Source organism: Lentzea sp. HUAS12 (genome assembly GCF_024125735.1).
Lineage (GTDB): Bacteria > Actinomycetota > Actinomycetes > Mycobacteriales > Pseudonocardiaceae > Lentzea > Lentzea albida.
In genome coordinates, this window is the sequence record NZ_CP099738.1 from 3,992,226 (window position 1) to 4,017,952 (window position 25,727).

At 71.4% G+C, this 25,727-nt stretch carries 26 protein-coding genes; 7 read left to right on the forward strand and 19 right to left on the reverse strand.

Annotated features, from left to right (window positions below):
* Nucleotides 1–6: 6 nt before the first annotated feature.
* From ND450_RS17480 to ND450_RS17490, 3 genes are all read left to right on the forward strand, one after another.
* Nucleotides 7–459: a hypothetical protein gene (locus tag ND450_RS17480; protein ID WP_253327163.1), complete on the forward strand. Its 453-nt coding sequence runs from the start codon at nucleotides 7–9 to the stop codon at nucleotides 457–459.
* A complete protein-coding gene (locus ND450_RS17485) occupies nucleotides 456–1,973 on the forward strand; it encodes a proline-rich domain-containing protein (protein ID WP_253327164.1) in 1,518 nt (505 codons plus the stop codon). Before ND450_RS17480 ends, ND450_RS17485 begins: the two co-directional genes overlap by 4 nt.
* Before the next feature lie 84 nt (nucleotides 1,974–2,057).
* A complete protein-coding gene (locus ND450_RS17490; RefSeq protein WP_253327165.1) occupies nucleotides 2,058–3,359 on the forward strand; it encodes an FAD-dependent monooxygenase in 1,302 nt (433 codons plus the stop codon).
* Here the strand turns inward: ND450_RS17490 and ND450_RS17495 are convergent.
* Genes ND450_RS17495 through ND450_RS17505 form a run of 3 tightly spaced genes read right to left on the reverse strand, consistent with a single transcriptional unit; the run spans nucleotide 3,279 to nucleotide 7,338 of the window.
* Entirely contained in the window at nucleotides 3,279–5,999 is a 2,721-nt protein-coding gene (locus ND450_RS17495) for a BTAD domain-containing putative transcriptional regulator (RefSeq protein ID WP_253327166.1), read from the reverse strand. The genes ND450_RS17490 and ND450_RS17495 overlap by 81 nt on opposite strands.
* The gene (locus ND450_RS17500; protein ID WP_253327167.1) at nucleotides 5,999–6,631 is read right to left on the reverse strand and encodes a hypothetical protein; all 633 of its coding nucleotides are present in this window, start codon (nucleotides 6,629–6,631) and stop codon (nucleotides 5,999–6,001) included. The genes ND450_RS17495 and ND450_RS17500 overlap by 1 nt, the downstream gene beginning before the upstream one ends.
* A complete protein-coding gene (locus tag ND450_RS17505; RefSeq protein WP_253327168.1) occupies nucleotides 6,628–7,338 on the reverse strand; it encodes an ATP-binding cassette domain-containing protein in 711 nt (236 codons plus the stop codon). The genes ND450_RS17500 and ND450_RS17505 overlap by 4 nt, the downstream gene beginning before the upstream one ends.
* A gap of 203 nt (nucleotides 7,339–7,541) precedes the next feature.
* Here ND450_RS17505 and ND450_RS17510 point away from each other — a divergent pair, with 203 nt between their 5' ends.
* Together ND450_RS17510 and ND450_RS17515 are read left to right on the forward strand one after the other, a co-directional pair.
* Entirely contained in the window at nucleotides 7,542–10,358 is a 2,817-nt protein-coding gene (locus tag ND450_RS17510) for an aconitate hydratase (protein ID WP_305885223.1), read from the forward strand.
* 120 nt (nucleotides 10,359–10,478) lie between these two features.
* Nucleotides 10,479–10,904: a DUF1761 domain-containing protein gene (locus ND450_RS17515; protein WP_253327170.1), complete on the forward strand. Its 426-nt coding sequence runs from the start codon at nucleotides 10,479–10,481 to the stop codon at nucleotides 10,902–10,904.
* Here ND450_RS17515 and ND450_RS17520 read toward each other — a convergent pair.
* The 13 genes from ND450_RS17520 to ND450_RS17580 all read right to left on the reverse strand — a co-directional run bounded on the left by ND450_RS17520 (nucleotide 10,901) and on the right by ND450_RS17580 (nucleotide 19,922).
* Nucleotides 10,901–11,341, reverse strand: coding sequence for a PH domain-containing protein (locus ND450_RS17520; RefSeq protein WP_371927725.1), 441 nt, complete (start codon nucleotides 11,339–11,341; stop codon nucleotides 10,901–10,903). The genes ND450_RS17515 and ND450_RS17520 overlap by 4 nt on opposite strands.
* Nucleotides 11,338–11,835, reverse strand: a complete 498-nt coding sequence (ribH, locus tag ND450_RS17525; protein ID WP_089912266.1) for a 6,7-dimethyl-8-ribityllumazine synthase — start codon at nucleotides 11,833–11,835, stop codon at nucleotides 11,338–11,340. The genes ND450_RS17520 and ribH overlap by 4 nt, the downstream gene beginning before the upstream one ends.
* Nucleotides 11,832–13,094: a bifunctional 3,4-dihydroxy-2-butanone-4-phosphate synthase/GTP cyclohydrolase II gene (locus tag ND450_RS17530; RefSeq protein WP_253327171.1), complete on the reverse strand. Its 1,263-nt coding sequence runs from the start codon at nucleotides 13,092–13,094 to the stop codon at nucleotides 11,832–11,834. Before ND450_RS17530 ends, ribH begins: the two co-directional genes overlap by 4 nt.
* Nucleotides 13,091–13,711: a riboflavin synthase gene (locus ND450_RS17535; protein ID WP_253327172.1), complete on the reverse strand. Its 621-nt coding sequence runs from the start codon at nucleotides 13,709–13,711 to the stop codon at nucleotides 13,091–13,093. The genes ND450_RS17530 and ND450_RS17535 overlap by 4 nt, the downstream gene beginning before the upstream one ends.
* An 8-nt stretch (nucleotides 13,712–13,719) precedes the next feature.
* Nucleotides 13,720–14,703, reverse strand: a complete 984-nt coding sequence (ribD, locus tag ND450_RS17540) for a bifunctional diaminohydroxyphosphoribosylaminopyrimidine deaminase/5-amino-6-(5-phosphoribosylamino)uracil reductase RibD (RefSeq protein ID WP_253327942.1) — start codon at nucleotides 14,701–14,703, stop codon at nucleotides 13,720–13,722.
* A gap of 14 nt (nucleotides 14,704–14,717) precedes the next feature.
* Complete coding sequence (gene rpe / locus ND450_RS17545) at nucleotides 14,718–15,368, reverse strand: ribulose-phosphate 3-epimerase (RefSeq protein ID WP_253327943.1); 651 nt, start codon at nucleotides 15,366–15,368, stop codon at nucleotides 14,718–14,720.
* Between the two features lie 26 nt (nucleotides 15,369–15,394).
* Entirely contained in the window at nucleotides 15,395–15,892 is a 498-nt protein-coding gene (locus tag ND450_RS17550) for a flavoprotein (protein ID WP_253327173.1), read from the reverse strand.
* 10 nt (nucleotides 15,893–15,902) lie between these two features.
* The gene (locus ND450_RS17555) at nucleotides 15,903–16,379 is read right to left on the reverse strand and encodes a shikimate kinase (protein WP_253327174.1); all 477 of its coding nucleotides are present in this window, start codon (nucleotides 16,377–16,379) and stop codon (nucleotides 15,903–15,905) included.
* A 113-nt stretch (nucleotides 16,380–16,492) separates the two neighbouring features.
* A complete protein-coding gene (locus ND450_RS17560) occupies nucleotides 16,493–17,944 on the reverse strand; it encodes an RsmB/NOP family class I SAM-dependent RNA methyltransferase (protein WP_089912283.1) in 1,452 nt (483 codons plus the stop codon).
* Complete coding sequence (locus ND450_RS17565; protein ID WP_253327175.1) at nucleotides 17,941–18,105, reverse strand: hypothetical protein; 165 nt, start codon at nucleotides 18,103–18,105, stop codon at nucleotides 17,941–17,943. Before ND450_RS17565 ends, ND450_RS17560 begins: the two co-directional genes overlap by 4 nt.
* Before the next feature lie 143 nt (nucleotides 18,106–18,248).
* On the reverse strand, nucleotides 18,249–19,175 hold the full coding sequence (gene fmt / locus ND450_RS17570; protein WP_253327176.1) for a methionyl-tRNA formyltransferase: 927 nt from the start codon (nucleotides 19,173–19,175) through the stop codon (nucleotides 18,249–18,251).
* 2 nt (nucleotides 19,176–19,177) lie between these two features.
* Complete coding sequence (def, locus tag ND450_RS17575) at nucleotides 19,178–19,726, reverse strand: peptide deformylase (protein WP_089912292.1); 549 nt, start codon at nucleotides 19,724–19,726, stop codon at nucleotides 19,178–19,180.
* Nucleotides 19,727–19,772: 46 nt separating this feature from the next.
* Entirely contained in the window at nucleotides 19,773–19,922 is a 150-nt protein-coding gene (locus ND450_RS17580) for a hypothetical protein (protein WP_177229637.1), read from the reverse strand.
* A gap of 205 nt (nucleotides 19,923–20,127) precedes the next feature.
* Between ND450_RS17580 and ND450_RS17585 the strand changes: the two genes are divergently transcribed.
* Nucleotides 20,128–20,646 carry a DinB family protein gene (locus tag ND450_RS17585; protein WP_253327177.1) on the forward strand — a complete coding sequence of 173 codons (519 nt, stop codon included), beginning with the start codon at nucleotides 20,128–20,130 and terminating at the stop codon, nucleotides 20,644–20,646.
* Between the two features lie 43 nt (nucleotides 20,647–20,689).
* Here the strand turns inward: ND450_RS17585 and ND450_RS17590 are convergent, their stop codons facing one another.
* Together ND450_RS17590 and ggt are read right to left on the reverse strand one after the other, a co-directional pair.
* Nucleotides 20,690–20,899 carry a hypothetical protein gene (locus ND450_RS17590; RefSeq protein WP_253327178.1) on the reverse strand — a complete coding sequence of 70 codons (210 nt, stop codon included), beginning with the start codon at nucleotides 20,897–20,899 and terminating at the stop codon, nucleotides 20,690–20,692.
* 180 nt (nucleotides 20,900–21,079) lie between these two features.
* Nucleotides 21,080–22,849, reverse strand: a complete 1,770-nt coding sequence (ggt, locus tag ND450_RS17595) for a gamma-glutamyltransferase (RefSeq protein ID WP_253327179.1) — start codon at nucleotides 22,847–22,849, stop codon at nucleotides 21,080–21,082.
* A 65-nt stretch (nucleotides 22,850–22,914) separates the two neighbouring features.
* Between ggt and ND450_RS17600 the strand changes: the two genes are divergently transcribed.
* Nucleotides 22,915–23,382, forward strand: a complete 468-nt coding sequence (locus ND450_RS17600; RefSeq protein WP_253327180.1) for a hypothetical protein — start codon at nucleotides 22,915–22,917, stop codon at nucleotides 23,380–23,382.
* On the opposite strand, the gene ND450_RS17605 is transcribed toward ND450_RS17600, so the two are convergent.
* Nucleotides 23,383–25,722 (reverse strand): primosome assembly protein PriA, encoded by a 2,340-nt coding sequence (locus tag ND450_RS17605; RefSeq protein ID WP_253327181.1) that lies wholly within the window; start codon nucleotides 25,720–25,722, stop codon nucleotides 23,383–23,385. It abuts the gene before it with no gap.
* Nucleotides 25,723–25,727 lie beyond the last annotated feature (5 nt).

Consider the following 25,727-nt stretch of genomic DNA (forward strand, 5'->3'; position numbering starts at 1 on the left):
ATCCGGGTGCGCAGCGCTGTGGGAGCCGCGATCGCGGCAGTGGGCTTGGTCACCACCATCGCCGGGACCTTCCTGCCCTGGCTGAAGTCCGGATCGACCACGAGGGACAGTTACGAAGTGCTCTCCCTGCGTGGTTTCGCCGGGTTGGACGGGGTGGCGGGGACCGTCGTCACGTCCGTCTGGGTGGGGCTAACGCCGCTGGCCATGGTGGCGATTGCTCTCTACGTGGTCCGTTTTCCACGGTTCGCCTCATGCATCGGCCTCCTCTTTGGCACGATCAGTGGAACCGTGGCCCTACTAGCCACAGTCCAAGGGGATAGCAAGGATTCATTGGTCGGAATCAGCACAGCTGGACCGGCCACGACACTTGCCGGTGCCGTACTGACGATCGTGGGGGCGATCACGGTGCTCACCTCTACCAGGCGCAGCGCAGTGAGAACCTCAGGAGGGAACCCGTGAGCTACCCAGGTGGTGGCGGTGGCCAGTGGCAGCCGCAGAACAACCCGTACGGGCAGCAGCCCCAGCAGGGCGGCTACCCGCAGCAGCCGCAGCAGCCGGGTGGCTACCCGCAGCAGCCCCAGCAGGGCGGCTACCTCCAGCAGGGCGGATACCCGCAGACCGGACCGCAGGGCTTCCCGCAGCAGGGTTTCCCGCAGACGGGCCCGCAGGGCTTTCCCCAGCAGGGTTTCCCGCAGCAGGGCTTCGAGCAGCAGCCGTACGGCTACGCGCCGATGGGCGGCGAGCCGCCGAAGAAGAAGCGCACCGGTCTGGTCGTCACGGCCGTCGTCGCGGTGCTGCTGCTGATCGGTGGCGGTGTCACGTTCTTCGCCCTGCAGAAGTCCGACCCGGCGGCGAACGCGGGTCAGGACACGCCGCAGGTCGCGGCCAAGAACCTCATCGAGCAGCTCGGCAGTGGTGACGTCGTCGGCATCATGGCGTCCTTGGCACCGGCGGAGGCCGCGTTGTCGAAGGACTACATGGAGTCGATGACGAAGGAGATGAAGCGCCTCGAGATCCTCAAGCCCGACGCCGACCCGAACAAGCTGACCGGCGTCGAGTTCAAGAGCGAGAACATCAAGTTCGACGAGGCCGCCGCCGAGAAGATCAACGACCACCTCACCATCAACAAGCTGGTCGAGGGCAAGATCACGATCACCTCGGACGCGTCGAAGATCCCGCTGACCGACAAGCTCGTGGACGCGCTCGGCACCGAGTTCAAGACCACGACCTCGAAGTCCGAGACCGTCGACATCACCGCCGAGGTGAAGAAGCGCGGCACGCCGATCGGCATCGCGTCGATCAAGGTCGGCGACAAGTGGTACCCGAGCGCCTTCTACACGATCGCCAACGCGGTCCTGGAGGAGGAGAAGCAGAAGTGGCCGTCGCAGGGCATCCCGGCGCAGGGCGCGAGCTCGGCCGAGGACGCGGCGAAGCAGATGGTGAACGCCGCGCTCGACGCCGACCTGGAGAAGGTCATCGCGCTGCTGCCGCCCGACGAGGCCGGCGTGCTGCAGGACCTCGGCCCGCTGCTGGTGAAGGAGGCCGGCACGACCAAGCCGACCGGCGCCAAGCTGAACGCGCTGGAGACCGACGTCAAGGACGTCGCCGGCGGCAAGCAGGTCACGGTCAAGAAGCTCTCGATCACCGCCGAGGGCGAGACCGTGACGATCACCCGCGAGGGTGACTGCTACTCGGCCGAGGTGCCCGGCCAGGGCAACCAGAAGCTGTGCGCCGACGAGATCACGCAACTGGTCAAGCAGCAGGGCGGCAAGAACATCCCCACCGAGGCGATCGAGATCATCGGCCGGGTGGCGTCGTCGGTCATGAAGACCGGTGTCGGCGTGGTGTCCACCGAGGTCGACGGCAAGTGGTACGTCAGCCCGGTCCGCTCCTACTACGAGCTCGCGCTCTCGCTGTTCCGCGGCTTCGAGCCGAAGGACGTCGACGCGCTGATCGAGCTCCTCAAGAAGTAAGTTCCCGCAGGTCCGTCACGGCCCTGTCACCCGCAACAGCGCGGTGACAGGGCCGTGGCAGTTCGTGGGCCGAGTGTTGCCGTCATGGACACACAGGTTCTGATCATCGGCGCCGGCCCGACCGGACTCACCCTCGCCCTCGACCTCGCCCGCCGCGGCGTCCCGTTCCGCGTCGTCGACGCCGCGCCCGCGCCGTTCGCGGGCTCCCGCGGCAAGGGCCTGCAGCCGCGCAGCATGGAGGTCTTCCACGACCTGGGCGTGATCGAGCCCGTGCTGGCGGCCGGCCGGTTCCACATGACGATGCGCGCCTACAACGGCCGCGAGGTGCTGCGCGAGTGGAACGTGCACGAGGGCCGCCACCCCACCGAGGAACGCCCGTACGCGGCCACCCTGCTCATCGCCCAGTTCCGGGTCGAGCAGGTCCTGCGGGACGCGCTGCCCCAGCCCGTCGAGTACGGGATGCCGCTGACCTCGTTCACACAGGACGAGTCGGGCGTGACGGCCGTCGTCGGCACGGAGACCGTGCGCGCCCGGTATCTCGTCGGGTGCGACGGCGGGAAGTCGTTCGTGCGCAAGCAACTCGGTGTCCCGTTCATCGGGGAGACGCACGAGGACATGCGGATGCTCGTGGGCGACCTGCGGATCTCCGGCCTGGACCGCGACCACTGGCACCAGTGGGGCGGCCGTGCCGACCGGTGGCTCGCCCTGTGCCCGTTGCCGGACACCGACCTCTTCCAGTTCCAGGCGAGCGGTGACGGCGAGCCGTCGCTCGCGCTGTACCGGGAGATCGTCCGCGAACGCACCGGCCTGGACGACGTTGTCGTGCACGACGCGACGTGGACGTCGTTGTACCGCACCAACATCCGGATGGTGGACAGGTTCCGCGTCGGCAGGGTGTTCCTCGCGGGCGACGCCGCGCACGTGCACTCCCCCGCCGGCGCGCAGGGCATGAACACCGGCATCCAGGACGCCTACAACCTGGGGTGGAAGCTCGGCATGGAGACGCTGCTCGACACCTACGAGTCCGAGCGCAAGCCCGTCGCCCAGTGGCTGCTCGGCATGACGACCGAGCTCATGATGTCCGGCAACCCGTTCCAGAAGCGCGACGACGAGACCCTGCAGCTGTCGCTGTCGTACCGGACCACCGAGGGCGAGGGGCTGCAGGCGGGCGACCGGATGCCGGACGGTGTCACCGAGCAGGGCCGGATCTTCGACCTGCTGCGCGGACCCGACTTCGTGACGCTGGACCTCCCGGACGGCCCGGTGCTCGTGCGCCCGGACGGGTACGTCGCCGCGATCGGCCGGTCAGCGATCGACGCCTACTTCGGCGCGAACCCGGTGACGCAGCTGCACCACCGCCGGGTCGCCGCTCGGACCGCCGCGTAGCCGTTCCGCCTCGTCCAGGGCGTTGCCCGCGCTGCCGGGATCGCCCTGGGCGAGCAGCCAGTCCGCATACCACTCGAGCACCGTCGCGCGGGCAGGCCCGTCCGCGCTCCTGCTGATGGCCTCGCGGGCCTTCCCGTGCTCCTCCCCCGCCGCGTCGAGGTGACCGAGCCGCGTGAGCGCCAGCCCGAGCCCCGCGTGGACGTTCGCCCGGAACTGGCTCGCCTGCGAGTCCGCCGTGGCGTCGAGCGCCTGCCGGTAGAGCCGCACGGCGTCCTCGAAGTCACCGCTCCAGTAGGCGATCTCGCCGTGCGCCTGCGCGATCCGCCCCCGGTCCAGGTCGGACGGCGACCACGGCACCCGCGCGAGATCGTCCCTGGCCCCGGCGAGGTCGCCGGTCCGGATCTTCAGCCGCGCCGCCTGCACCAGCACCGACATCGGCACGAGCATCGACTCGGGCTCGCCCAGCTCCGCCGCGACCTGCCGCGCCTCCGACACCGCCTGGAACCCCTCGGCGAACGCGCCGCGGTTGATCAGCACCATGACCAGGCACGACAGGCAGAACACGACGGCCCACCGGTCACCCGCGGCCCGGAACCCGTCGAGCGCGAGCCGGTACTGCGCCTCGGCCCGCGGTGCCGCGCCGTCGCTGAACTCCCCGGCCACCAGCCCGCGCACCAGCGCCGAGAACGCCCGCGTCCACCCGTCGGGCGACCGCTCCATCCGCTCGGCCAGCGCCTCGAGCCGCTCCCCCAGGTCGGCGTCACCCCACACGTGACCGGTGGTGAGCATCAACGCGCACACGGCCGTCGGCAGGTCCTCCTCCCACAACCGCCGCGACGCGGTGATGACGTCCGCCGTGCCGAACGCGGCCACCGCCTCCGACAGCGGGTCGCCGGGGATCTGCAGCGCCCAGCGGTGGATCTCCTCGAACCGCTTGGTCATCACCAGCCAGTGCCAGGCCCGGGCCGCCATCATCCGCCGTGCCGTGCCGAGGTCGTCGCGCACCGCCCACGCCATCGCCGCGTCCAGGTTGGCGCGCTCGACGTCGAAGACCTTCAACGCCTCCAGCTGCCCCGCCCCTCTCAGCAACGGCTCGTGCCGCTCCGCCAGTGCCACGTAGTAGGCGGCATGCCGCGCGGGGTCGGCGGCGTTCTGCTCCAACGCGTACTCGCGCACGGTCTCCAGCAACCGGTACCGCTCGCCCGCGCGCACGACGAGGGACTTCTCGACGAGCGCGGCCAGCAGGTCCTCGGTGTCCCACAGGTCTCCGGCACCGCACACCTCGTGCACCGCCTCGGCGGTCGCCCCGCCCACGAACACCGCCAGCCGCGCCAGCAGCGCGCGCTCGGCGTCGTCGAGCAGCTCCCAGCTCCAGTCGATCACCGCCCGCAACGTGCGGTGCCGCACCGGCCCGGTCCGCGCGCCGCGGTCCAGCAGGCGCAGCCGACTGTCCACACGCGACTCCAGCTGCGCCGCCGACAACGAGCGCGCCCGTGCCGCCGCGAGCTCCAGCGCCAGCGGGATCCCGTCCAGGGCAGCACAAACCCGCCGCACGACGTCGGCGTCGAACACCGATCCGACGCGCGCCGAGAACAACCGCACGGCGTGGTCGAGGTCGAGCGGCGCCACCGCGTGCACGACCTCGCCGGGGATCCCCAGCGGCTCACGTGACGTCGCCAGCACGCGCGCGTCCGGCGCCTCGGCCAGCAGCCGGACGCACAACGCGGCGGCCGCGTCCACCACGTGCTCGCAGTTGTCGAGCACCACCAGCGACGCCCCGAGGCGGGAGAACACGGGCGCCGCCAACGGGTTGGGTCCCAGGGCGGTGTCCAGCGCCGCGAGCGGGTCGGCCGCCGAGTCCAGCTCGACGAACCACGCCTGCGGCAGGGTCGAGGCGTGCGTCAGCGCGAGACGTGTCTTGCCCACGCCTCCGAAGCCGGTCAGCGTCACCAACCGGTTGTCCCGCACCAGCTCCGCCAGCACCGCCAGGTCGCCGTCACGCCCGACGAACGACCCGACCGCGGCCGGCAGGTTGCCACGCGCGACGCGGTCGCGCAGCACCGCCAGGTGGGCGGCCGCCAGCGCCTCACCGGGGTCCACGCCCAGCTCGTCGGCCAGGGCCGAACGCACGCGCGCGAACACCGCCAGCGCGTCCGACCGCCGTCCGGCGGCGTTGAGCGCCAGCATCAGCCGGGCCTGGACGTCCTCGCGCAACGGGTGCGCGGCCGCCAGCGCCTCCAGCCCCGCCAGGTCGTCGCGCAGCAACGCCAGCCGCACGGCCTCGTCCACCGCGAAGGGCGCGTCCTCGAACGCCGCCCCGCGCCACAGGGCCGCGTCGCGGGTGCGCGCGAACTCCTCGACGTCGGTCGAGGCCTCCAGCCGGTAGCCCGACGCGTGCGACGAGATCACCGCAGCACCGAGCACCCGCCGCAGCCGCGACACGAGCGACTGCAAAGCCGCGGCACCGTCGACCGGCGGCTCGTCCGGCCACAGGTCGGCGATCAGCCGCTCCGGCGCGACGACGGCTCCAGGTTCCACCGCCAGCCGGATCAGCAGCCAGCGCAGGCGCTTGCCGCGCACCTCGACCGGTGCGCCGTCCGCGGCCACGACCCGCAGCGGCCCGAGCACGTCGACCCGCATCAGGCCCGCCGCACCCCGGCCACCACCGCGCCCGCGACGAGCACGGCTCCTGCCGCCACCGCCCCCAGCAGGGACAGCGACACCCTGTTGTGGCCCAGGGCGTCGAGCACCCACCCGAGCGGGGTGCCCCGGCCGAGCGGGTACGTCAGCACCACCACCGAGAACACCGCCAGGACGGTGCGCCCGACGGAGTCGAGAACGGGACGGGCGAACAGCAGGCCCACACCGACGCCGAGCAACGCACACCCAGTATGCGCGGCGAGTCCGACAAATAATTCGCTCGCCGTGTACGGGTGCGGGTTCGTCACCACCGGCCACACCGACGCCAACACCGCCAGCACCAGCGAGAACAGCACCGCGACCAGCGCCGAGGCGGTCAGGACGCGCGACCACCCACCGGCGGACACGACCGTGATCTCGCGCCGCACCACGTCCTCGGACGTCGCCACCACCACGGCCACCCAGGCCGAGATCGGGTACAGCAACGCCGACGAGCCCGAGTACGCCTCCAGCGGCTGCCCGGCGTCCGAGGAGAACAACATCCCCATGCCGCCGAGGAACACCAGCAGGGGCGCCAAATACCGTTGCCCGCGAAGGACATCGGCCGCGAGGTACCGGACGAGGGAGGTCATCGCACGCTCCGCACCGAGCACCCGAGCCGCAACGCCTCGGCGAGCACCTGGTCGCTGCGGTCCGGCGCCACCACCACGCGCACCGACGACCCACGCGTCTGCACGGACCGCACCCCTTCCAGCGCTTCCAGCACGTCCACGGCCGCCACCCGGCTGAGATCGATCGTCACGTGCCCACCGGCGAGGTCGACGCGCGTGGCCGACGCGAGGTGTCCCTCGTGGTCGGACACCAGCGCCGTCCGCCCCTCCAGCAACGCCACGAGCTGCTCCGCGGCCCCGGGGTCGAGCCCGGTCCACGGCTCGTCGAGCACCAGCACGTCGGTGGCGAGGAAGGCCTGCGCCAGCGCGACCTTCTGCGCGTTGCCCTTGGACAGCTCCGACATCGGCGCCGTCATCGAGCCGACGAACCCCAGCCGTTCCAGCACGTCGTTCGCCCCGGCACGCCGCACCCGCCCCATGTGCGCGAGGTACGACGAGGCGGACATCTTCACGTCCGATGGGAAGCGCTCCGGCACATAGCCCACCGACGCAGGCCGCTCGACGCGGCCGGACGTCGGCCTCAGCACGCCCGCGGCGATCTTGAGCAACGTGGACTTGCCGGTGCCGTTCGCGCCGGTCAGCACGGTCAGGCCGGAGACCTCCAGCGTGAGGTCGCGCAGCACCCAGGGCCCACGCCCGTACCGCTTCGAAACCTGGTCGAGGAGCACCACGCCAAGATAGCCACCCTGAACGTCGCGTCCTGCCGCTTCGACGTTCCCCGTCGTCGTGACGGTGACTTAGGGCAACCTGGGTTGAACCGGCTTACAGGACAAGCGTACTGTTTGGGGTCGAGGGGCAGCCGTCGACCCAGTGAGGAAGACTCTTCCCCATCCCGAACCGACCACCGCGCTGTCACCAGATGGAGTTGCACGTGACTGCACCAGCTAGCAAGGACAGCTTCGGCGCCCGCGGCACGCTCAACGTCGGCGACGCCTCGTACGAGGTGTTCCGGCTGAGCGCCGTGGAGGGCGCCGAGCGTCTGCCGTTCAGCCTGAAGATCCTGCTGGAGAACCTGCTGCGGACCGAGGACGGCGCGAACATCACCGCCGACCACGTGCGCGCTCTCGCCAACTGGGACCCGGCCGCCGAGCCGAGCACCGAGATCCAGTTCACGCCGGCCCGCGTCGTGATGCAGGACTTCACCGGCGTCCCCTGCGTCGTCGACCTCGCCACCATGCGCGAGGCCGTCACCCAGCTCGGCGGCGACGCCGCGAAGGTGAACCCGCTCGCCCCCGCCGAGCTCGTGATCGACCACTCGGTCATCGCCGACGTCTTCGGCCGCCCGGACGCGTTCGAGCTGAACGTCGACCTGGAGTACGAGCGCAACCGCGAGCGCTACCAGTTCCTGCGCTGGGGCCAGACGGCGTTCGACGAGTTCAAGGTCGTCCCGCCCGGCACCGGCATCGTGCATCAGGTCAACATCGAGCACCTGGCGCGCGTCGTCATGGTCCGCAACGGCCAGGCGTACCCGGACACGCTGGTCGGCACCGACTCGCACACCACGATGGTCAACGGCATCGGCGTGCTGGGCTGGGGCGTCGGCGGCATCGAGGCCGAGGCCGCGATGCTCGGCCAGCCGGTCTCCATGCTGATCCCGCGGGTCGTCGGCTTCAAGCTCTCCGGTGAGCTGCCCCCCGGCGCCACCGCGACCGACCTCGTGCTCACGATCACCGAGATGCTGCGCAAGCAGGGCGTCGTCGGCAAGTTCGTCGAGTTCTACGGCGAGGGCGTCGGCGCCGTGCCGCTCGCCAACCGCGCCACCATCGGCAACATGTCGCCGGAGTTCGGCTCCACGGTCGGCATCTTCCCGATCGACGGCGAGACCATCGACTACCTGCGCCTCACCGGCCGGTCCGAGGAGCAGATCGCGCTCGTCGAGGCCTACGCCAAGGAGCAGGGCCTCTGGCACGACCCGTCCCGCGAGGCCGTGTACTCGGAGACGCTGGAGCTCGACCTGGCGACGGTCGTCCCGTCCATCGCCGGCCCGAAGCGCCCGCAGGACCGCATCGAGCTGACCTCCGCCAAGGAGGCGTTCCGCCAGGCCCTGGGCGCCTACGTCGCGCACACCGACTCCCCCGAGCTGTCAGGCGTGGACGAGGCCGTCGACGAGACGTTCCCGGCCAGCGACCCGGTCGCCGTCCACGAGGGCGAGAACGGCTCGGGCAAGCCGAAGGTGTTCCAGTCCGCCGCCGAGGGCGCGACCGGCCGCGTGTCGAACCCGGTCAAGGTCTCGCTCGACGGCAACGAGTTCGAGCTGGACCACGGCGCCGTGGCGATCGCCGCGATCACGTCGTGCACCAACACCTCGAACCCGTCCGTGATGCTCGGCGCGGCCCTTCTCGCGAAGAAGGCCGTCGAGCGCGGTCTCGAGCGCAAGCCGTGGGTCAAGACGACCCTGGCGCCGGGCTCGAAGGTCGTCATGGACTACTACGAGCGCGCCGGCCTCATGCCGTACCTGGAGAAGCTCGGCTTCCACCTGGTCGGCTACGGCTGCACCACCTGCATCGGCAACTCGGGCCCGCTGCAGGAGGAGATCTCGGCGGGCGTGCAGGAAGGCGACCTCGCGGTCGTCTCGGTGCTGTCCGGCAACCGCAACTTCGAGGGCCGGATCAATCCGGACATCAAGATGAACTACCTCGCGTCGCCGCCGCTCGTCGTGGCGTACGCGCTGGCCGGTTCGATGGACAAGGACATCACCACCGAGCCGCTCGGCACGGACACCGAGGGCAAGCCCGTCTACCTGTCGGAGATCTGGCCGTCGCCGGCCGAGATCGCCGAGGTCATCTCGACCTCGATCTCCGCGGAGGGCTTCACCAAGGGCTACACGAACGTGTTCTCCGGTGACGAGCGCTGGCAGTCGCTGCCCACGCCGACCGGCAACACGTTCGAGTGGGACAGCGAGTCCACCTACGTGCGCAAGCCCCCGTACTTCGAGGGCATGGAGATGGAGCCGAAGCCGGTCACCGACATCGCGGGCGCTCGCGTCCTCGCGCTGCTGGGCGACTCGGTCACCACGGACCACATCTCCCCCGCCGGTTCGATCAAGGCCGACTCGCCCGCGGGCAAGTACCTGACCGAGCACGGCGTGGAGCGCAAGGACTTCAACTCCTACGGCTCCCGCCGCGGCAACCACGAGGTGATGATCCGCGGCACGTTCGCGAACATCCGCCTGCGCAACCTCCTGCTCGACGACGTCCAGGGCGGCTTCACCCGCAACTTCCTGGAGGCCGACGCCCCGCAGACGACGATCTACGACGCGTCGGTCGCCTACGCGGAGGCCGGCGTCCCGCTCGTCGTGCTGGCGGGCAAGGAGTACGGCTCCGGCTCGTCGCGCGACTGGGCCGCCAAGGGCACCTCGCTGCTCGGCGTCCGCGCCGTCATCGCCGAGTCCTACGAGCGCATCCACCGCTCGAACCTGATCGGCATGGGCGTCGTGCCGCTGCAGTTCCCGGCCGGCGAGAACGCCGCGTCCCTGGGGCTGGACGGCACCGAGACGTTCGACTTCGCCGGCCTCACGGAGCTGAACAACGGCACCACGCCGTCGACGGTGCACGTGACCGCCACGAAGGCCGACGGCGCGAAGGTCGAGTTCGACGCGGTCGTCCGCATCGACACGCCCGGAGAGGCCGACTACTACCGCAACGGCGGCATCATGCAGTACGTGCTGCGCAAGATGGTCCGCAGCTAGTCAGGGACCGCTGGAGGGGCCGCTCACCCATTGGTGGGCGGCCCTTTCGCCGTCTATGGGTTCGTAACGGCGGCCGTGCGCTTCGCGATGCCAAGTCACCCTGATCATTGCGGAGATCCCATGAACCTCAGCGTGCTCGGCGACCTGAACTGGCCGGCCGTCGTCGTCGCCACGATCGCGTACTTCGCGCTGGGCATGGTGTGGTACGCGGAGTACGCCTTCGGCAGGGCCTACCAGCGCTCGTCCGGCCAGGACCTGAGCCCACCGGAGAGACCGGGCGCGGCCGTCTACGCGATCCCGCTGCTGACGTGCTTCGTCATCACTCTCACGACGGCGATGGTCGGTCGCGCGTCGGACACCGACACCATCATGGAAGGCCTGCTGCTCGGGCTCGTCGTCGGCATCGGCATCGCGTTGCCCGTCCGGTTCGTCACGGGTGCCTACGACATGACGAAGCCCGCCCCGATCACCTTCGCGGCCATCGGGGCGGGCTACCACATCGTCGGACTCACGCTCGCGGGCGCGATCCTCGGTCAGTGGAACTAGATCCGCGCTGCCTTGTGCAGTTCACGCAACGCGCGCACGGACGACACGGCGTACTCGCGGTCCGTCGCCTGCACCGCCATGATCGAGACGTATTCGTCGTCCGGGAGCTCCAGGCGGGCCCACGCGGCGCCGTCCGGGAAGCTGACCGACAGCACGTCGTTCCAGTCGTAGTGGTGTGACGTCACGACGTTGCGCACGTCGACGCCCGACGCGTCGGCGGTGACGCGCGGACGGGTCAGCAGCAGCACACCGCCCGCCAGCAGGAAGCCGAGGAAGATCATGGCGACCTGGTCGGAGGTCCGGAAGATCACGCCGGTCGGGGTGTCGCCCAGCAGCACGCCGACGACCGTGAAGACGGCGACGAGACCGACCGCGCACGCCCACGCGACTCGGCGGATCTTCTTGGGACGCAGGACGATCCGCTCCGCGGTCATCATTCGAAACCTCGCTCGGTCCAGGGCTGGCGCAGGCCGCGCAGCACCAGCGCCGTGTCGATCGCGGCGACGGTCGCCTCGTACCCCTTGTCCTCCACCGAGTCCGGCAGGCCGGCACGGGCCAGCGCCTGCTCCTCGGTGTTCGTCGTCAGCACGCCGTTGCCGACGGGCGTGGACTCGTCGAGCGCGACGCGCGTGAGCCCGTCGGTCACCGAGTCGCACACGTACTCGAAGTGCGGGGTGCCGCCGCGGATGACCACGCCCAGCGCGACCACCGCGTCGTGGTGACGCGCGAGTTCCTGCACCACGACGGGAAGCTCGATCGCTCCCGCCACGCGCACGACCGTCGTGTCGACGCAGCCCGCGTCCTCGGCGGCCTTGAGGGCGCGCTCGACGAGCTGGTCGGTGATCTTGGTGTGCCAGCGCGTCGCCGCGATGGCGACGCTCAGGCCCTTGCCGTCGAGCTTCGTCTGCTCAGGACGGCCCTCGCCGCTCATTCCTGGTCCTCCGTAGCGGAAACAACCGCCTCGTACTGCTCCAGCTGGTTCAGTTCGTGGCCCATCCGGTCGCGCTTGGTGCGCAGGTACCGCAGGTTCTCCGGGTTCGGGGAGATCGGCAGCGGCACCCGGTCGAGCACACGCAGACCGTATCCGGCCTCCAGGCCGACGCGCTTGGCCGGGTTGTTCGTCAGCAGCCGCATGGACTTGATGCCGAGGTCCACGAGGATCTGCGCGCCCGTGCCGTAGTCGCGCGCGTCGGCGGGCAGGCCCTGCACGAGGTTCGCGTCCACGGTGTCGGCGCCCTCGTCCTGCAGCTGGTAGGCCTGCAGCTTGTGCATCAGGCCGATGCCGCGGCCCTCGTGACCGCGCATGTACAGCACAACGCCGCGTCCCTGTGCCGCAACGGCTTCCAGCGCCGCGTCGAGCTGCGGGCCGCAGTCGCAGCGCAGGGAGCCGAGCACGTCACCGGTGAGGCACTCGGAGTGCACGCGCACCAGCACGTCCTCGCCGTCGCCGATGTCGCCGTAGACCATCGCGACGTGCTCGATGCCGTCGAGCAGGCTGTCGTAGCCGAACGCGGTGAACACGCCGTGCGCGGTCGGGATGCGGGCCTCGGCGGCGCGTTCGACCTGGGTCTCGACCCGGCGGCGGTACGCGATGAGGTCGGCGATCGTGATCAGGGCGAGGTCGTGGTCGGCCGCGAAGACCTCCAGCTCGTCGCGGCGGGCCATGTCGCCCTCGTCCTTCTGCGACACGATCTCGCAGAGCACGCCGGCGGGTGAGAGCCCGGCCAGGCGCGACAGGTCGACGGCGGCCTCGGTGTGCCCGGGACGACGCAGCACGCCACCGGCCTTGGCGCGCAGCGGCACCACGTGGCCGGGGCGGTTGAAGTCGCTGGCCTTCGCGGTCGGGTCGGCGAGCAACCGGATGGTGCGGGCGCGGTCCGCGGCCGAGATGCCGGTGCTGACGCCCTCGCGCGCGTCGACCGTCACGGTGTACGCGGTGCCGCGCGCGTCCTGGTTCGTGTGGAACATCGGCGGCAGGTCGAGGCGCTCGCAGTCGGCCTCGGTCAGCGGCACGCAGATGTACCCGGACGTGTAGCGGACCATGAACGCGATCAGCTCGGGCGTCGCCTTCTCGGCGGCGAAGATCAGGTCGCCCTCGTTCTCGCGGTCCTCGTCGTCCACAACGACCACGGGACGACCGGCGGCGATGTCCTTGATCGCGCGCTCGATCTCAGCGAAGTCGGTGCTCACTGGGCCTCCTCGCCCGCGATGGCCCGCAGGTGCGGGATCGCCAGTCGTTCGACGTACTTCGCGAGCACGTCGACCTCCAGGTTCACCAGGTCGCCGGGCAGGCGGTGCCCGAGCGTGGTGAGTTCGAGGGTGGTCGGGATCAGGCTCACGGTGAACTGGTCCTCGGAGACGGTCACGACCGTCAGCGAGACCCCGTCGACCGTGATGGAGCCCTTCTCCACGACGTAGCGGGCGAGGCTGGGCGGGAGTCCGATGTGGACCATCTCCCAGTGCTCGGCCTTCTCCCGCGCGAGGATCGAGCCCGTGCCGTCGACGTGGCCCTGCACGATGTGGCCACCGAGGCGCTGGCCGACGGCGGCCGCGCGCTCCAGGTTGACCCGGTCGCCCTCGGCGAGCTTCGCGAGGCTGCTGCGGTTGAGGGTCTCGCGCATCACGTCGGCGGTGAACGCGCCGTCCTCGACGTCCACGACGGTGAGGCAGACGCCGTTCACCGCGATGGAGTCGCCGTGCTTGGCGTCGCTGGTCACGATCGGACCCGCGATGCGGATCCGCGCCGCGTCCGGCAGGTCCTCCGTCGCTACGACGTGGCCGAGTTCCTCGACGATCCCGGTGAACACCGCTCCTCCTAAGTTTGCGGAACCGCGCTGATCCGCAAGTCCGGCCCGCTCATGGTGAACTCTTCCACGGTCAACCGGACAGCGTCCGTGATGGTCGACACGCCCGCGTCCAGCACCGCCGCGGGACCTGCCCCGAGCAGCACGGGCGCCACGTAGGCGAGCACGCGGTCGACCCTGCCCGCCCGCCAGAACGCACCGGCGAGCGTCGGACCGCCTTCCAGCAGCACGTCGACCACCCCCTGCTCCGCGAGAGCGCCCAGCACGACGTCCGGTTCGTGCGTGCGAAGGTGTAGCGCGGTGTGCTGGAGCTTCGCTCCAACCGGCAGGTCGCTCATGCCCACGACCACCGGCAACGGCTGGCGGGCCAGCGGCATTCCTGCGGCGTCCCTGGCGGTCAGCGCCGGGTCGTCCAGCCGGACCGTGTTCGTGCCGACGACGATCGCGTCGAGCTTCGCGCGCAGCGCGTGGACCTCCTCGCGGGAGACCTCTGAGCTGATCCACCTGCTGGTGCCGTCCTGCGCGGCGATGCGTCCGTCCAGTGAGGCCGCGTACTTCCACGTGACGTGCGGACGGCCCGTGCGCGCGTAGTGCAGCCACGCCCTGAGAGAGCCCCTGCTGACTTCTTGCGCGAGGAGACCGCTCTCGACCGTGATTCCAGCTCGTTCGAGCAGTTCGGCGCCGCCCGACGCCCTCGGGTTGGGGTCGCTGACGGCGTGGATGACGTGCTTGATGCCCGCCTCGACGAGCGCTTCTGCGCACGGCGGTGTGCGGCCGTAGTGCGCGCACGGCTCAAGGGTGACCACGGCCGTGCCGCCCTGTGCTTTCGTGCCCGCTTCTTTGAGAGCCATGACCTCGGCGTGCGGACCACCGACGGGCTGGGTGCCGCCGAAACCGACCGCCTCGCCGTTCTCGTCCAGGATCACGCAGCCGACCGGCGGGTTGGGGCTGGTGGTGCCCCGCACCCGTTCGCTCTCCGCGATGGCGAGCGCCATCGCGTCCTCGGGAGTCACCTCGCCCCGGCTGCCTGGGCGCGCAGCGCTTCGACGGCCTTGCCGGGGTCGGAGGCGTCGTACACGGCGGAGCCCGCGACGAAGCAGTCCACCCCGGCCTGCGCGGCCTGTTCGATCGTGTCGGCGTTGATGCCGCCGTCGATCTCCACCAGCAGCTTGAGGTGCCCGGTGTCGACGAGGTGGCGGGCCTGGCGGACCTTGTCCAGCACGTCCGCCATGAAGCTCTGGCCGCCGAAGCCGGGCTCCACCGACATCACCAGCAGCGTGTCGTAGTGCTTGAGGACCTCGACGTACGGCTCCAGCGGGGTGCCGGGCTTGATGCTCAGGCCGGCCTTGCTGCCCGCCGCCCTCAGGTTCTTGGCCAGCGCGACCGGGTCGTTCGCCGCCTCGACGTGCACGGTGACGTTGTACGCGCCCGCCTCCGCGTAGCCGATGGCCCAGCGGTCCGGGTCCTCGATCATCAGGTGGCAGTCGATCGGGATGTCGGTCACCTTCAGCAGCGACTTCACCACCGGCAGGCCGAGCGTCAGGTTCGGCACGAAGTGGTTGTCCATGACGTCGACGTGGATCCAGTCCGACGTGGGCACCGCGGCGAGCTCGTCGGCGAGGCGCGCGAAGTCGGCGGACAGGATGCTGGGGGCGATCATCGGCGTGTGGACCACAAGGGTGAAGTCTAGGTGTCCAGCAGGTCGAGCAGCCTGCCGGGAGGCTCGTCTGAGACCACCACGACACCCGCCTCGGCGAGCGTCGTGACGTGCGTCTCCCACATCGGGTGACGGCGCTTGTCCGCGTTGGCCTGGGGCAGGACGACGACCTTGCAGCCCTCGACGCCCATCGCCTCGTTCAGCGCGGTCAGGGCCTGGTTGTCGCCGATGCCCAGGGCCAGCTTGGCCACGGAATTCGCGCTGGCGGGGGCGAAGATGAACGCGTCGGGCGTCCGGTAGGGCTTGGGCTGGCCCGGCATCCTCGGCTCCCAGCGGATCGGGAGGTCGGTGAGGGCTTGGAGCTTCACCAACTCCCCCGCCTCCTCGAACCACGGGGCCACGGCCGGCGTGAAGGTGATGGCGAGCTGCCAGCCCCTGTCCCTGGCCGGTTGCGCGAGTTCGGTGCGGAACCAGCTTTCGACGCCGCCGCAGCCGCTTGCGACCAGTCCGAGCAGCCCACGTGTCATGTGGACGATCCTAGGCAGGTCGTGGTGGAGGTCCGGCGAGTGCCGCCAGGCGGTCCGCGACGACGTCCGGGGGCAGGCGGGTGTCGATCTCGACGGTGGCCGACGCGCGCAGCAACGGCTCGACCTCGCGGGTGTCCGCGATGATCCGTTCGCGGTCCTCCTCCGTGCCGCCGAACGGGTTGGTCGTCCTGGTGGCGACGCGGTCGAGGAGGGTGGCGATCGGTGCGCTGAGCAGCACGACCTCGTCGAACCTGGCGCGGAACCCCGCCTGGTTGACCACCGTGCCGGCGAGGAACAGCGGCTCTCCCGACCGTTCGTGCCCGGCGATCAGGGCGTCGACCAGGTCCTCGCGCCACCGCGGTTCGCCGGTGCGGTCGATCCAGTCGCCGTAGTCGGTGTCCACGGTGCGATATCCCCGCTGTGCCAGCGCTTCCAGTGCGGTCGACTTCCCCGCGCCGGACATGCCGGTCACCAGGACGACAGCCATCGCACACCCCCTGCCGTCACCCGAACCAGTGAACTCCGGAGCCGTTGCGGCCCTCTGCGGGCCGACGGGGCCCTTCGCTGTCAGACCCCGTCGCTAGCGTCCTTCCCGAGCGCTCACACAGGGCGTCGCAGCACCGCGCAGAACATCGCGTCGGTGCCGTGCAGGTGGGGCCAGAGCTGGACGTGCGGGCCTTCCCCGAGGTCCGGAACTCCCGGGAAGAACTCCCGCGTGTCCAGCAGTTCGGCTCCCGTCCGCCGCGCGACGTCCGTCACCACCCCCACGGTCTCCGAGAGATGAGGTGAACACACGACATAAGCCACGACGCCGCCAGGACGCACCAGTCGCAACGCCTCGGTGAGCAGCTCCCGCTGCAGCTTCGTGAGCGTGCCGACGTCGGCGGGCTGGCGCCTCCACCGCGCCTCCGGGCGCCTGCGCAGGGCACCGAGACCGGTGCAGGGCGCGTCGACCAGCACGCGGTCGAACGCCCCTTCCAGGAAGTCGGTCTCGCGGCCGTCGGCCACCTCCACGGTGACCGGCAGGCCGGAGGTGATCTTGCGCACGAGCTCGGCGCGGTGGGGCGCCTTCTCGACGGCGATCAGCTCGCCGCCTTCGAGGCCGACCAGTGCGGCCAGCAGGGCGGCCTTGCCGCCCGGGCCGGCGCAGAGGTCCAGCCAGCGGTCATCGGTACCCCCGTCGTCACCGCCCAGGAGCGGCGCACGCGTCAGGGCCAACGCACACAGCTGGCTGCCCTCGTCCTGGACGTTGGCGAGGCGCTCCCGGACGGGCTCGAGATCGCCCGGGTCGCCCGCACCCGCCTCCAGGTGCACGCCGTACGGCGAGTACGGCGCCACGTCACCGCCGGTGATGGCCGCGAGCTCGTCGGAGCTCACCTCGCCGGGCCGTGCGACCAGGTGCACGGCCGGGCGGGCGTCGTCGGCCTCGAGGGCCAGCTTCAACGGCTCCTCGCGGCTGCCGAGGGCCTCCGCGAACGCCTGCGCGATCCAGCGCGGGTGGGCGTGGGTGAAGGCCAGGTTGCCGATCGGATCGGTGTCCGGGTCGGGAGCCAGCTCGTCGACCCAGGCGGCCTCGTCCTGCTCCGCCACCCGGCGCAGGACGGCGTTCACGAAGCCGGCGATGCCGGACCCGAGCTCGGCCCGCACGAGGTCGACGGTCGAGGCGACCGCGGCGTGGGACGGAATCCGGGTGCGCAGCAGCTGATACGCCCCCAGCCGCAACGCGTCGAGCGCCGAGCCGTCCACTTCGGACAGCGGCCGGTCCGAGCACGCCTCGATGACGGCGTCGAGCAGCCCTTGGGCTCGCGCCGCGCCGTAGGTCAGTTCGGTGGCCAGCGCCGCATCACGGCCAGTGATGCGACGTTCGCGGAGCATCTGCGGCAACACCAGGTTCGCGTACGCGTCACGCTGCCGCACGGCGCGCAGGGTCTCCAGCGCGGCAAGGCGGGCCGGGTCCTCCACGGGTGGCCTGGAGGGCCCGGTGCGCCGGCGCGGCGGGTGCGGCCTGCTCGGACGGGACGGCTTGGAGGCGCCTCGCGAGTGGTTGGTCATGCGGTGTACTCCACTGTCTCGGGCTCCCCTGCGGCGCCACGGGTCACGCGCGCCGCCTTCCTGTCGTGCCGCTCACGCGCGACGCACCGCACGTCCATGCCCCAGCACTCGCTCGCCACGGCCGCGTCCTGACGCTTGCGGCCACCACGCACCACGATCACGTCCTGCGACTCTCGGACAACGCGCAACACATCCGCGCGCCGCCACCCACGCACCACGTCACACCGCAGCCCTCGACGACCACCACGCGTGGCGTCCACGCCCCGCCCGTGGGCAACGCCCGCAGGCCTCAGGCAGACGCCCGTCATGCGATGCGCTCCCCTGCTTCGATCCGCGTGCCGCGCGCCCAGTCGGTGGCGGCCATGCGCTTCTTGCCCTGCGCCTGGACCTCCCCGAGGGCCACCGCGGTGGTCGCGGTGCCGACGAGCACGCGCTTGCGCTCGACGAGCACCTCGCCCGCCGGCAGCGTCACGTCGGCCACGGGCGTCACGGGGCCGAGCTTGAGGCGCTCGCCGCGGAACTCGGCCCAGGCGCCGGGTTCCGGCGTCACGGCGCGCGCCAGGCGGTCGACGGCCGTCGCGGGGGCGGTGAAGTCGAGGCGCGCGTCCTCGACGGTGATCTTGGCGGCGTAGGTGACGCCGTCGGCGGGCTGCTCGACGGCGCGCAGGGTGCCGTCCTCGATTCCGTCCACAGTGGACAGCAGCAGGTCGGCGCCCGAGACGGACAGCCGGGTCAGCAGGTCGCCGGAGGTGTCGCGCTCGCGCACCTTCTCGGTCACCACGCCGAACACCGGGCCCGCGTCGAGCTCCTTGACGATGCGGAACGTCGAGGCGCCCGTGATGTCGTCACCGTTGCGCACGGAGGCCTGCACCGGCGCGGCGCCGCGCCACGCGGGCAGCACGGAGAAGTGGAGGTTGACCCAGCCGTGCTTCGGGACGTCGAGGGTGCGCTGCGGGAGCAGGTTGCCGTAGGCGACGACCGGGCAGAGGTCGGGTTCCAGCGCGCGCAGGCGCTCCAGGAACTCGGGGTCTCCCGCCTTGGCGGGCGTGAGGACCTCGATGCCGTGCTCGTCGGCGAGCGCGCCGACCGGGGAGCGCTCGAGCCTGCGGCCGCGGCCGGAGGGTGCGTCGGGGCGGGTGACCACGGCGACGACGTCGTGGCGGGAGGAGTCGATGAAGGCGCGCAGCGAGGGCAGTGCGACCTCGGGCGTACCGGCGAACACGAGTCGCATGGTCAGCTGGACCTGCCGAAGAGTGGGTGCGGGCTCTGCTTCAAGGTGGGCACCGTACCGTCGAACCACTCGGCCTGCCGGATTTCCCGCATGGCCTTCTTGCGGGTCTCGGCGTCGAGACGGTCGAGGAACATCACGCCGTCGAGGTGGTCCGACTCGTGCTGGATGCAGCGGGCCAGCGTCTCGGTGCCCTCGACCTCGACGGGCTCACCGTGCATGTTCCAGCCCTTGGCCACGACGTGCAGGTGGCGCTTGCAGTCCCACGACATACCGGGGATGGAGAGGCAACCCTCGGAGCCGTCCTGCATCTCCTCGCCGACGACGTCCCACGTCGGGTTGACGAGGTGGCCGGCGAAACCGTCGCAGTGGTAGGTGAACACCCGCAGTCCGACACCGAGCTGGGGCGCGGCGAGGCCCGCTCCGCCCGCGTTCTGCATCGTGTCCCACAGGTCCTTGACCAGGGTGCGCAGTTCCTTGTCGAAGTCGACGACCTCGGTGGCCGCGGTGCGCAGCACGGGGTCGCCGAACAGGCGGATGGGTTGGACGGTCACGCAGTGCTCCTCGTGTGGACTGGGAGCCAGTCTACGAGGAGCGCGGTCAGTGCTCCGACGCGCTGCCGAGGAAGATCACGCCCACCAGCGCCACGACGAAGTGGCCGGTGAAGCGCAGCGCGGTCAGCACGGGACGCAGCAGCGCGTGGAGGTCGAAGTGGGCAACCGGGGCGCTGGAGGCGGTAGTCGTCGTCATGGCGTCCACTGTGCCGTTCGCGCAGGTCAGCACACATCGTCTCGCGGTATCGAGACGTCATCAGCCCGAGGTAGGAAGATCGGGTGCCCCACTCGGCCGGAAGGTGGACAACCTCCAGGTCAAGAGGCTGATGCGACCGATCCGGGAGGATCGGCACACCCGGCCGAGTGAGGTGCCGGAGGCGGGTTCGAGTGATCATGGGTCCATGACCTGGACGGCACCCGAAGTCGACATCACCGACGAACCGTTCCTCGGGCCGGAACGCCCGATGCTGGAAGCGTGGCTCGACCGCCACCGGGCCACCTTCCTGCAGAACTGCGCGGGGCTCACCGGCGAGCAGCTGGCCGAGGCCTCCGCGCCGCCGTCGAACCTCACCCTGCTGGGCCTGATCCGCCACCTCGCCGACGTGGAGCGGATGTGGTTCCGCGTCCGCCTGGCGGGTCAGGACGTCAAGCCGCGGTACAGCGCGCCGGGCACCCAGGACGGCGCCTTCGAGGACCTGGACCCGGCCCGCGCCGAGACCGAGTACGCCGACCTCGTCGCCGAGATGGCGCAGGCCCGCGCGGCGGCCGCCACGCGCGATCTCGACGACACCTTCGTGCACGCGCGGTGGGGCGAGATGTCGGTGCGCTGGCTCTACGTCCACCTGATCGAGGAGTACGCGCAGCACAACGGGCACGCCGACCTCATCCGCGAACGCATCGACGGCCGCACGAACAACTAGCCGCTCACAGGGCCGCCGGACGTCGCCGCTCCCGGATCGGTGCTCAGTGCATGCCGTCGATCACGCGGACGATGTGCCGGGGGTTGAGGGTGACCGGGTTCCCGGGCTTCTCGATCCCCATCGGGAGGGTGATCAGGCCACCCGCCTTCAGGGCGTCGTCAACCTGCCGGACGAGCTCGGGGAAATCGACGAGAACGCGGTACTTGCTGCCGTCCGTCATCTCGAGCATGTTCCACGCCATTGCGAGCCTCACTTCACGAGCCGACTGCGCCGCCCGCAGTGGGGATCGAGCCGCTGTCGCGCTTCGTTACGAGTTCGTCCAGGCGAGAACGCGGCGTTCGACCCGAACTCCATCGCCGGTCGAAACGGCGACGGAATGAGGAAAGGACGGTCGCCAGGCGCCCGTCCTTTCCTCGCTCTCGGGTTCGGTGGCTCAGCCCACCTTCACCACGCGGGCAGCACCACCTCCGCGGCGCGTCGGCTCGGCGACCGCGCGCCAGCGGCCGTCCTTGGTGCGTTCGACGGCCGTGGCGGCGCCGATTTCGGCGTTCTGGCTGAACCTGTGTCCGATGGCCTGCAGGCCCGCGGTGGTCGTGGCGGCGATGAACGCCGCTTCGGCCGGGGTGGTGGCGGCGTTGCGCTGCGAGGCGCGCGGGGCGGCGACGGCGTCGAGCAGGGACAGCTTGCGGTCCAGGCGCCCGGTGAGGATCTGGGTGACCGTGGTGAGGATGGTGGCGCCGCCCGGTGAGCCGACGGCGAGCACGACCTTGCCGTGGTCGAGGACGATCGTCGGGGCCATGGACGAGCGCGGGCGCTTGCCGGGGCCGGGGAGGTTCGGGTGCGGGACGGCCGGGTTCGGGGCGACGAACTCGAAGTCGGTGAGTTCGTTGTTGAGCAGGAAGCCGCGGTTCGGCACGACGATGCCGCTGCCGCCCTCCGCCTCGATGGTGAGGGTGTAGGCGACGACGTTGCCCCAGCGGTCGGCGGTGGTGAGATGCGTGGTGCGTTCGGCGTCCTCGCGCTGCGCCGAGGTCCCGGCGGTGGCCTCGCAGGCCTTCGGGTCGCGCGGGTCGGCGGCGGGCTGCGGTGCGGGCAGCACGGCGTCGGGCTTGATCAGGCACGCGCGGCTGTCGGCGAACTTCTGCGACAGCAGCCCCTCGGTCGGCACGCGGGAGAAGGCCGGGTCGCCGACCCAGCGCAGGCGGTCGGCGAAGGCGAGCTTGGTCGACTCGATGAAGCGGTGCAGGTACTCGACGTCGGAGGCCTTCGAGAGGTCGGTCGACTCGAGGATGTTGAGCGCCTCGCCGACGGTCGTGCCGCCGGACGACGGCGCCGCCATGCCGTAGACGTCGAGACCGCGGTAGCGGGTGTGCGTCGGATCGCGGCGTTCGACCTGGTAGCGGGTGAGGTCGGAGAGCTGCAGGTCGCCGGCGCGGACGTTGCGGGTGGAGCCGGGCACGACCGGGGGCTTGCGGACCGCGTCGACGAGGTCGCGGCCGACCGCGCCGCCGTAGAGCGACGCGAGTTCGGTGCGGGCGAGCTCGCGGTAGGTGTCGGCGAGCTGCGGGTTGCGGAACGTGCTGCCGACCGCGGGCGGCTGGCCGCCGGGCAGGTAGAGGTCGCGGGTCGAGGTGAAGTCGGCGAAGCGGGCGGCGTTGTTCGTGATCTGCGTGTTGAACGTCTGGTCGACGACGAAACCGCGCCGTGCCAACGCTTCCGCGGGCGCCATGGCCTCACGCAGGTTGAGCGTGCCCCACTTGCGCAACGCCTGCTGCCACGTCTTGGGCGTGCCGGGGACGCCGACGGACTTGCCGCTGGTCATGGCCTCGGCGAACGGGATCGGCTGGCCGTTCTCCACGAAGAGCTGGTCGGTCGCGGAACGCGGCGCGGTCTCCCGGCCGTCCAAAGTGGACACGCGACCGGTGCGGGCGTCGTAGTGGACGAAGAACCCGCCGCCGCCGATGCCCGCGCTGAACGGGTCGGTCACGCCGAGCGCGGCGGCGGTGGCGACGGCGGCGTCGACGGCGTTGCCACCGCGGCGGAGCACGTCGATGCCGATCTGGGACGCGTCGGGGTCGACGCTCGAGACGGCGCCTCCCCAGCCCACCTGTTCGGGAACGCGGGGCGGTGGTTCCGCCGCGCCTGCCGGAGCAGGAGCGACCATCACGACGGAGAGTGTCAACGCGGCGACCGTTCGCAACATGCGGAAACTTCTACTCCGTTGTGACCGGATGGCAACACCCCTTGAGGAAGGCCTAAGGTGCGGGCGTGTCGATCGATCTTGACCAGTTGCGAACCGATTTCACGAACACCCCGCTCGACGAGGCCGACCGCGAGGAGGCGCTGCACCTCCTGCTGCGCGAACGCCGCGAGGGCGACGCCGACCTGCTGCGCCACCTCCTCGCCGAGGAGACCGCCGCGCACCAGGAGGGCTGGGGCGTGCGCGAGGCGTTGGTGCTCGCCGCCCTGCTGCTCGCCGAGTGCGGGCGCGAGGACGACGTCTGGACGCTGTGGGAGGCCAAGAACGCCTCCTTCGACACCATGGCGGGCCTCGACGGCTTCCTGCTCTTCCCGGCGGGCATCGCGGGCACGACGGCGCACGTCATCGCGAACGAGGAGCACGCCGAGCGCAACGAGCTCATGACCTACATGAGCGAGTACCTCGAGTACGAGAAGCTCACCGACGAGGACATCCGCGAGAACGTCGCCGGCCTGCGCTCCCACTTCGAGAACTGACTACAGGACCTCCAGCGGGTCGAGCTTGATCCGCACCAGCTCCTGCTCCTTGCGCGCCGTCCGCACGGCCTGCGCCTCGGCCAGCACGGCGGCCAGCTGACGGCCTTCGGCGCGCGCGACCCGCACCAGGGCGCGTTCCTTCGTCTCGTCGTCGCCCAGCGGCACCGGCCCGAGGATCTCGCCGGTGGGCGGCAGCCGGAGCTCGTCGAGCATGGCGTTCACCGCGTCCGGGGTGCCGTCGACGGTCGCCATCCTGACCGCCGGCGGGAACCCGAGCTCGGTGCGCGCGGCGAGTTCGGTGGCGGCGTGCCACACCGGATCCCAGCGGACGAGCGCCTGCACCGGCGTCAGGCCGGAGTCCGCGATCACGACCACGCGCCCGTTGCCCGGCCGCACCAGCCCCGCGGCCGTCATCCACCGCCGCAGCGCCTCCTCGGAGGCCCTCAGGTCGGCCCGGCCCAGCAACGCCCACCCGTCGAGCAGCAGCACCGCCCCGTAACCGCCCTCGGCCACGGGTTCGGCGCCCGGCGTGGCGACCACGAGCGCGGGCTTGCCCGGCACCTTCGTCAGCACCTCGTCCGCGCCGCTGGTCCGCACCGGATGCCCGGGAAACGCCCGCCCGAGCTCCTCGGCCGTGCGGCGCGCCCCGATGATCTGCCCGCGCAGCTTGCGCGACCCGCACGTGGGACACCGGAACGCGGCCTCCGTGGCGGCGCACCACCGGCAGTACGCGGGCTTCGGCAGCCCGTCCTCGGTCCCCCCCGGCAAGGCCAGCGGCCCCGCACACCGGCGGCACCGCGCGGGCCCGCGACACTGACCACACGCGAGCGACGGCACGTACCCGCGCCGCGGCACCTGGATGAGCACCGGCGAGTCGGCGAGGGCGAACCGGGCGGCGTCGAACGCGATGGACGGCAACCGGGCGGTGCGCGCGGCCGGGTCCTTGACGTCCTGCCACTCGTTGTCGCCCACCGACACCACCCGCGGCGCCACGGACCTCAGCGTCTCCCGCGACGCGACGATCTCGTGCGCCCACCCGGTCTCGACCAGCAGCTGCGCCTCGGCAGTGCGCGCGAACCCACCGATGAGCAACGCGGCACCCGTCATGTGCGCGCGTTGCACCAGCACGTCACGCACGTTCGGATACGGCGACCGCTGCTCGACGTGCAGGTCGTCCCCGTCGTCCCACACGACGAGCAGCCCGGGGTCCCGGACCGGCGCGAACGCCGTGGCGCGCGTGCCGACCACCACCCGCGCCACCCCCCGCCGCACGGCCAGCCAGCGCTTGTAGCGCTCCGACGGCCCGAGATCGGCCGACAGGGTCACGACGCCTTCGATGAGCCTGCCGCACGCCTCGGCGACGCGGGCCAGGTCGCGGTGGTCGGGCACGACGATGGCGACACCGCGCCCGGACGACGCGACCGCGGCGGCGGCCTCGGCCAGGCGGGCGGGCCAGTCCTCGGAGGGCAGGGCCTGCCAGACGGCGTGGGCGGGGCGGCCCTCGCGGAGGGCTTCGAGGTACTTGGGGCCGCGGGGGTAGCGGGACCAGGCGTCGGCGGGGACGGGGGGCAGGTGTGAGCGGGGAGGCGCGGTAAGGGGGGTCACGGGGAGGGCGGCTGCGGGTAGGGGGACCGGGTCGCCGGCTGGGACGTCGGCGGCTGGGACGTCGGCGGCTGGGACGTCGGCGGCTGGGACGTCGGCGGCTGGGTCGTCGGCGGCTGGGAGGCCCGGAGTGGCGGCGAGGCCCGGAGTGTCTGAAACCAGGGTGGCGGGTGCGGCGTCGCCGGGAGTGGATGGCGGGGTCGCGGGGTGAGGGGTGGCGGGGACGGCGCCGGAGGTGGGAGAAGGCTCGGCGCCAGGGGCGGGGTCAGGCTCGGCAGCGACATCGAGGGCGGCCGTTTTCGCCACCCACGCCGGGACTTGCGGGAGCGGGGGTGGTTCCGGGGACGCCGCCGCCTCCGCCCGTGCGTGGCGGGGCGGGATGGCCAGGCGCAGCACGTCGATCATGCCGCCCGCGTACCTGTCGGCGATCGCGCGGGCCAGGGCGGCGATCTCCGGTGCCAGCACCGGTTCCGGGGAGACGACCTTCTCGATGAAGGCGAGTTTCTTGCCGTACTCCGACTTCTCGGCGCGCTCCAGGAGGTAACCGTCGACCAGCTGGCCCGCGAAGCGCACCCGCACGCGGCAGCCCGGGACGGCGGTGTCGTCCAGTTCGGACGGAACCGCGTAGTCGAACGGGCGGTCCAGGTGGGCCAGGGGGACGTCGACCACGATCCGGGCGACCGGCAGCGACTCCGCGGGGACCCGCTCACCTTTTCTCGCTCCGGTCTTCGCGCTCATGCCTC

What these genes read in the sequence shown, in the direction of transcription:
- ND450_RS17580 (WP_177229637.1), bottom strand. Translation starts at nt 19,922, where the DNA reads ATGACGACGACTACCGCCTCCAGCGCCCCGGTTGCCCACTTCGACCTC.
- ND450_RS17605 (WP_253327181.1), bottom strand. Translation starts at nt 25,722, where the DNA reads ATGAGCGCGAAGACCGGAGCGAGAAAAGGTGAGCGGGTCCCCGCGGAG.
- ribH (WP_089912266.1), bottom strand. Translation starts at nt 11,835, where the DNA reads ATGAGCGGCGAGGGCCGTCCTGAGCAGACGAAGCTCGACGGCAAGGGC.
- ND450_RS17555 (WP_253327174.1), bottom strand. Translation starts at nt 16,379, where the DNA reads ATGGCTGTCGTCCTGGTGACCGGCATGTCCGGCGCGGGGAAGTCGACC.
- ND450_RS17520 (WP_371927725.1), bottom strand. Translation starts at nt 11,341, where the DNA reads ATGATGACCGCGGAGCGGATCGTCCTGCGTCCCAAGAAGATCCGCCGA.
- ND450_RS17560 (WP_089912283.1), bottom strand. Translation starts at nt 17,944, where the DNA reads ATGACCAACCACTCGCGAGGCGCCTCCAAGCCGTCCCGTCCGAGCAGG.
- ND450_RS17585 (WP_253327177.1), top strand. Translation starts at nt 20,128, where the DNA reads ATGACCTGGACGGCACCCGAAGTCGACATCACCGACGAACCGTTCCTC.
- ND450_RS17495 (WP_253327166.1), bottom strand. Translation starts at nt 5,999, where the DNA reads ATGCGGGTCGACGTGCTCGGGCCGCTGCGGGTCGTGGCCGCGGACGGC.
- ggt (WP_253327179.1), bottom strand. Translation starts at nt 22,849, where the DNA reads ATGTTGCGAACGGTCGCCGCGTTGACACTCTCCGTCGTGATGGTCGCT.
- ND450_RS17550 (WP_253327173.1), bottom strand. Translation starts at nt 15,892, where the DNA reads ATGACACGTGGGCTGCTCGGACTGGTCGCAAGCGGCTGCGGCGGCGTC.
- ND450_RS17515 (WP_253327170.1), top strand. Translation starts at nt 10,479, where the DNA reads ATGAACCTCAGCGTGCTCGGCGACCTGAACTGGCCGGCCGTCGTCGTC.
- ND450_RS17490 (WP_253327165.1), top strand. Translation starts at nt 2,058, where the DNA reads ATGGACACACAGGTTCTGATCATCGGCGCCGGCCCGACCGGACTCACC.
- rpe (WP_253327943.1), bottom strand. Translation starts at nt 15,368, where the DNA reads ATGATCGCCCCCAGCATCCTGTCCGCCGACTTCGCGCGCCTCGCCGAC.
- ND450_RS17500 (WP_253327167.1), bottom strand. Translation starts at nt 6,631, where the DNA reads ATGACCTCCCTCGTCCGGTACCTCGCGGCCGATGTCCTTCGCGGGCAA.
- fmt (WP_253327176.1), bottom strand. Translation starts at nt 19,175, where the DNA reads ATGCGACTCGTGTTCGCCGGTACGCCCGAGGTCGCACTGCCCTCGCTG.
- ribD (WP_253327942.1), bottom strand. Translation starts at nt 14,703, where the DNA reads ATGGCGCTCGCCATCGCGGAGAGCGAACGGGTGCGGGGCACCACCAGC.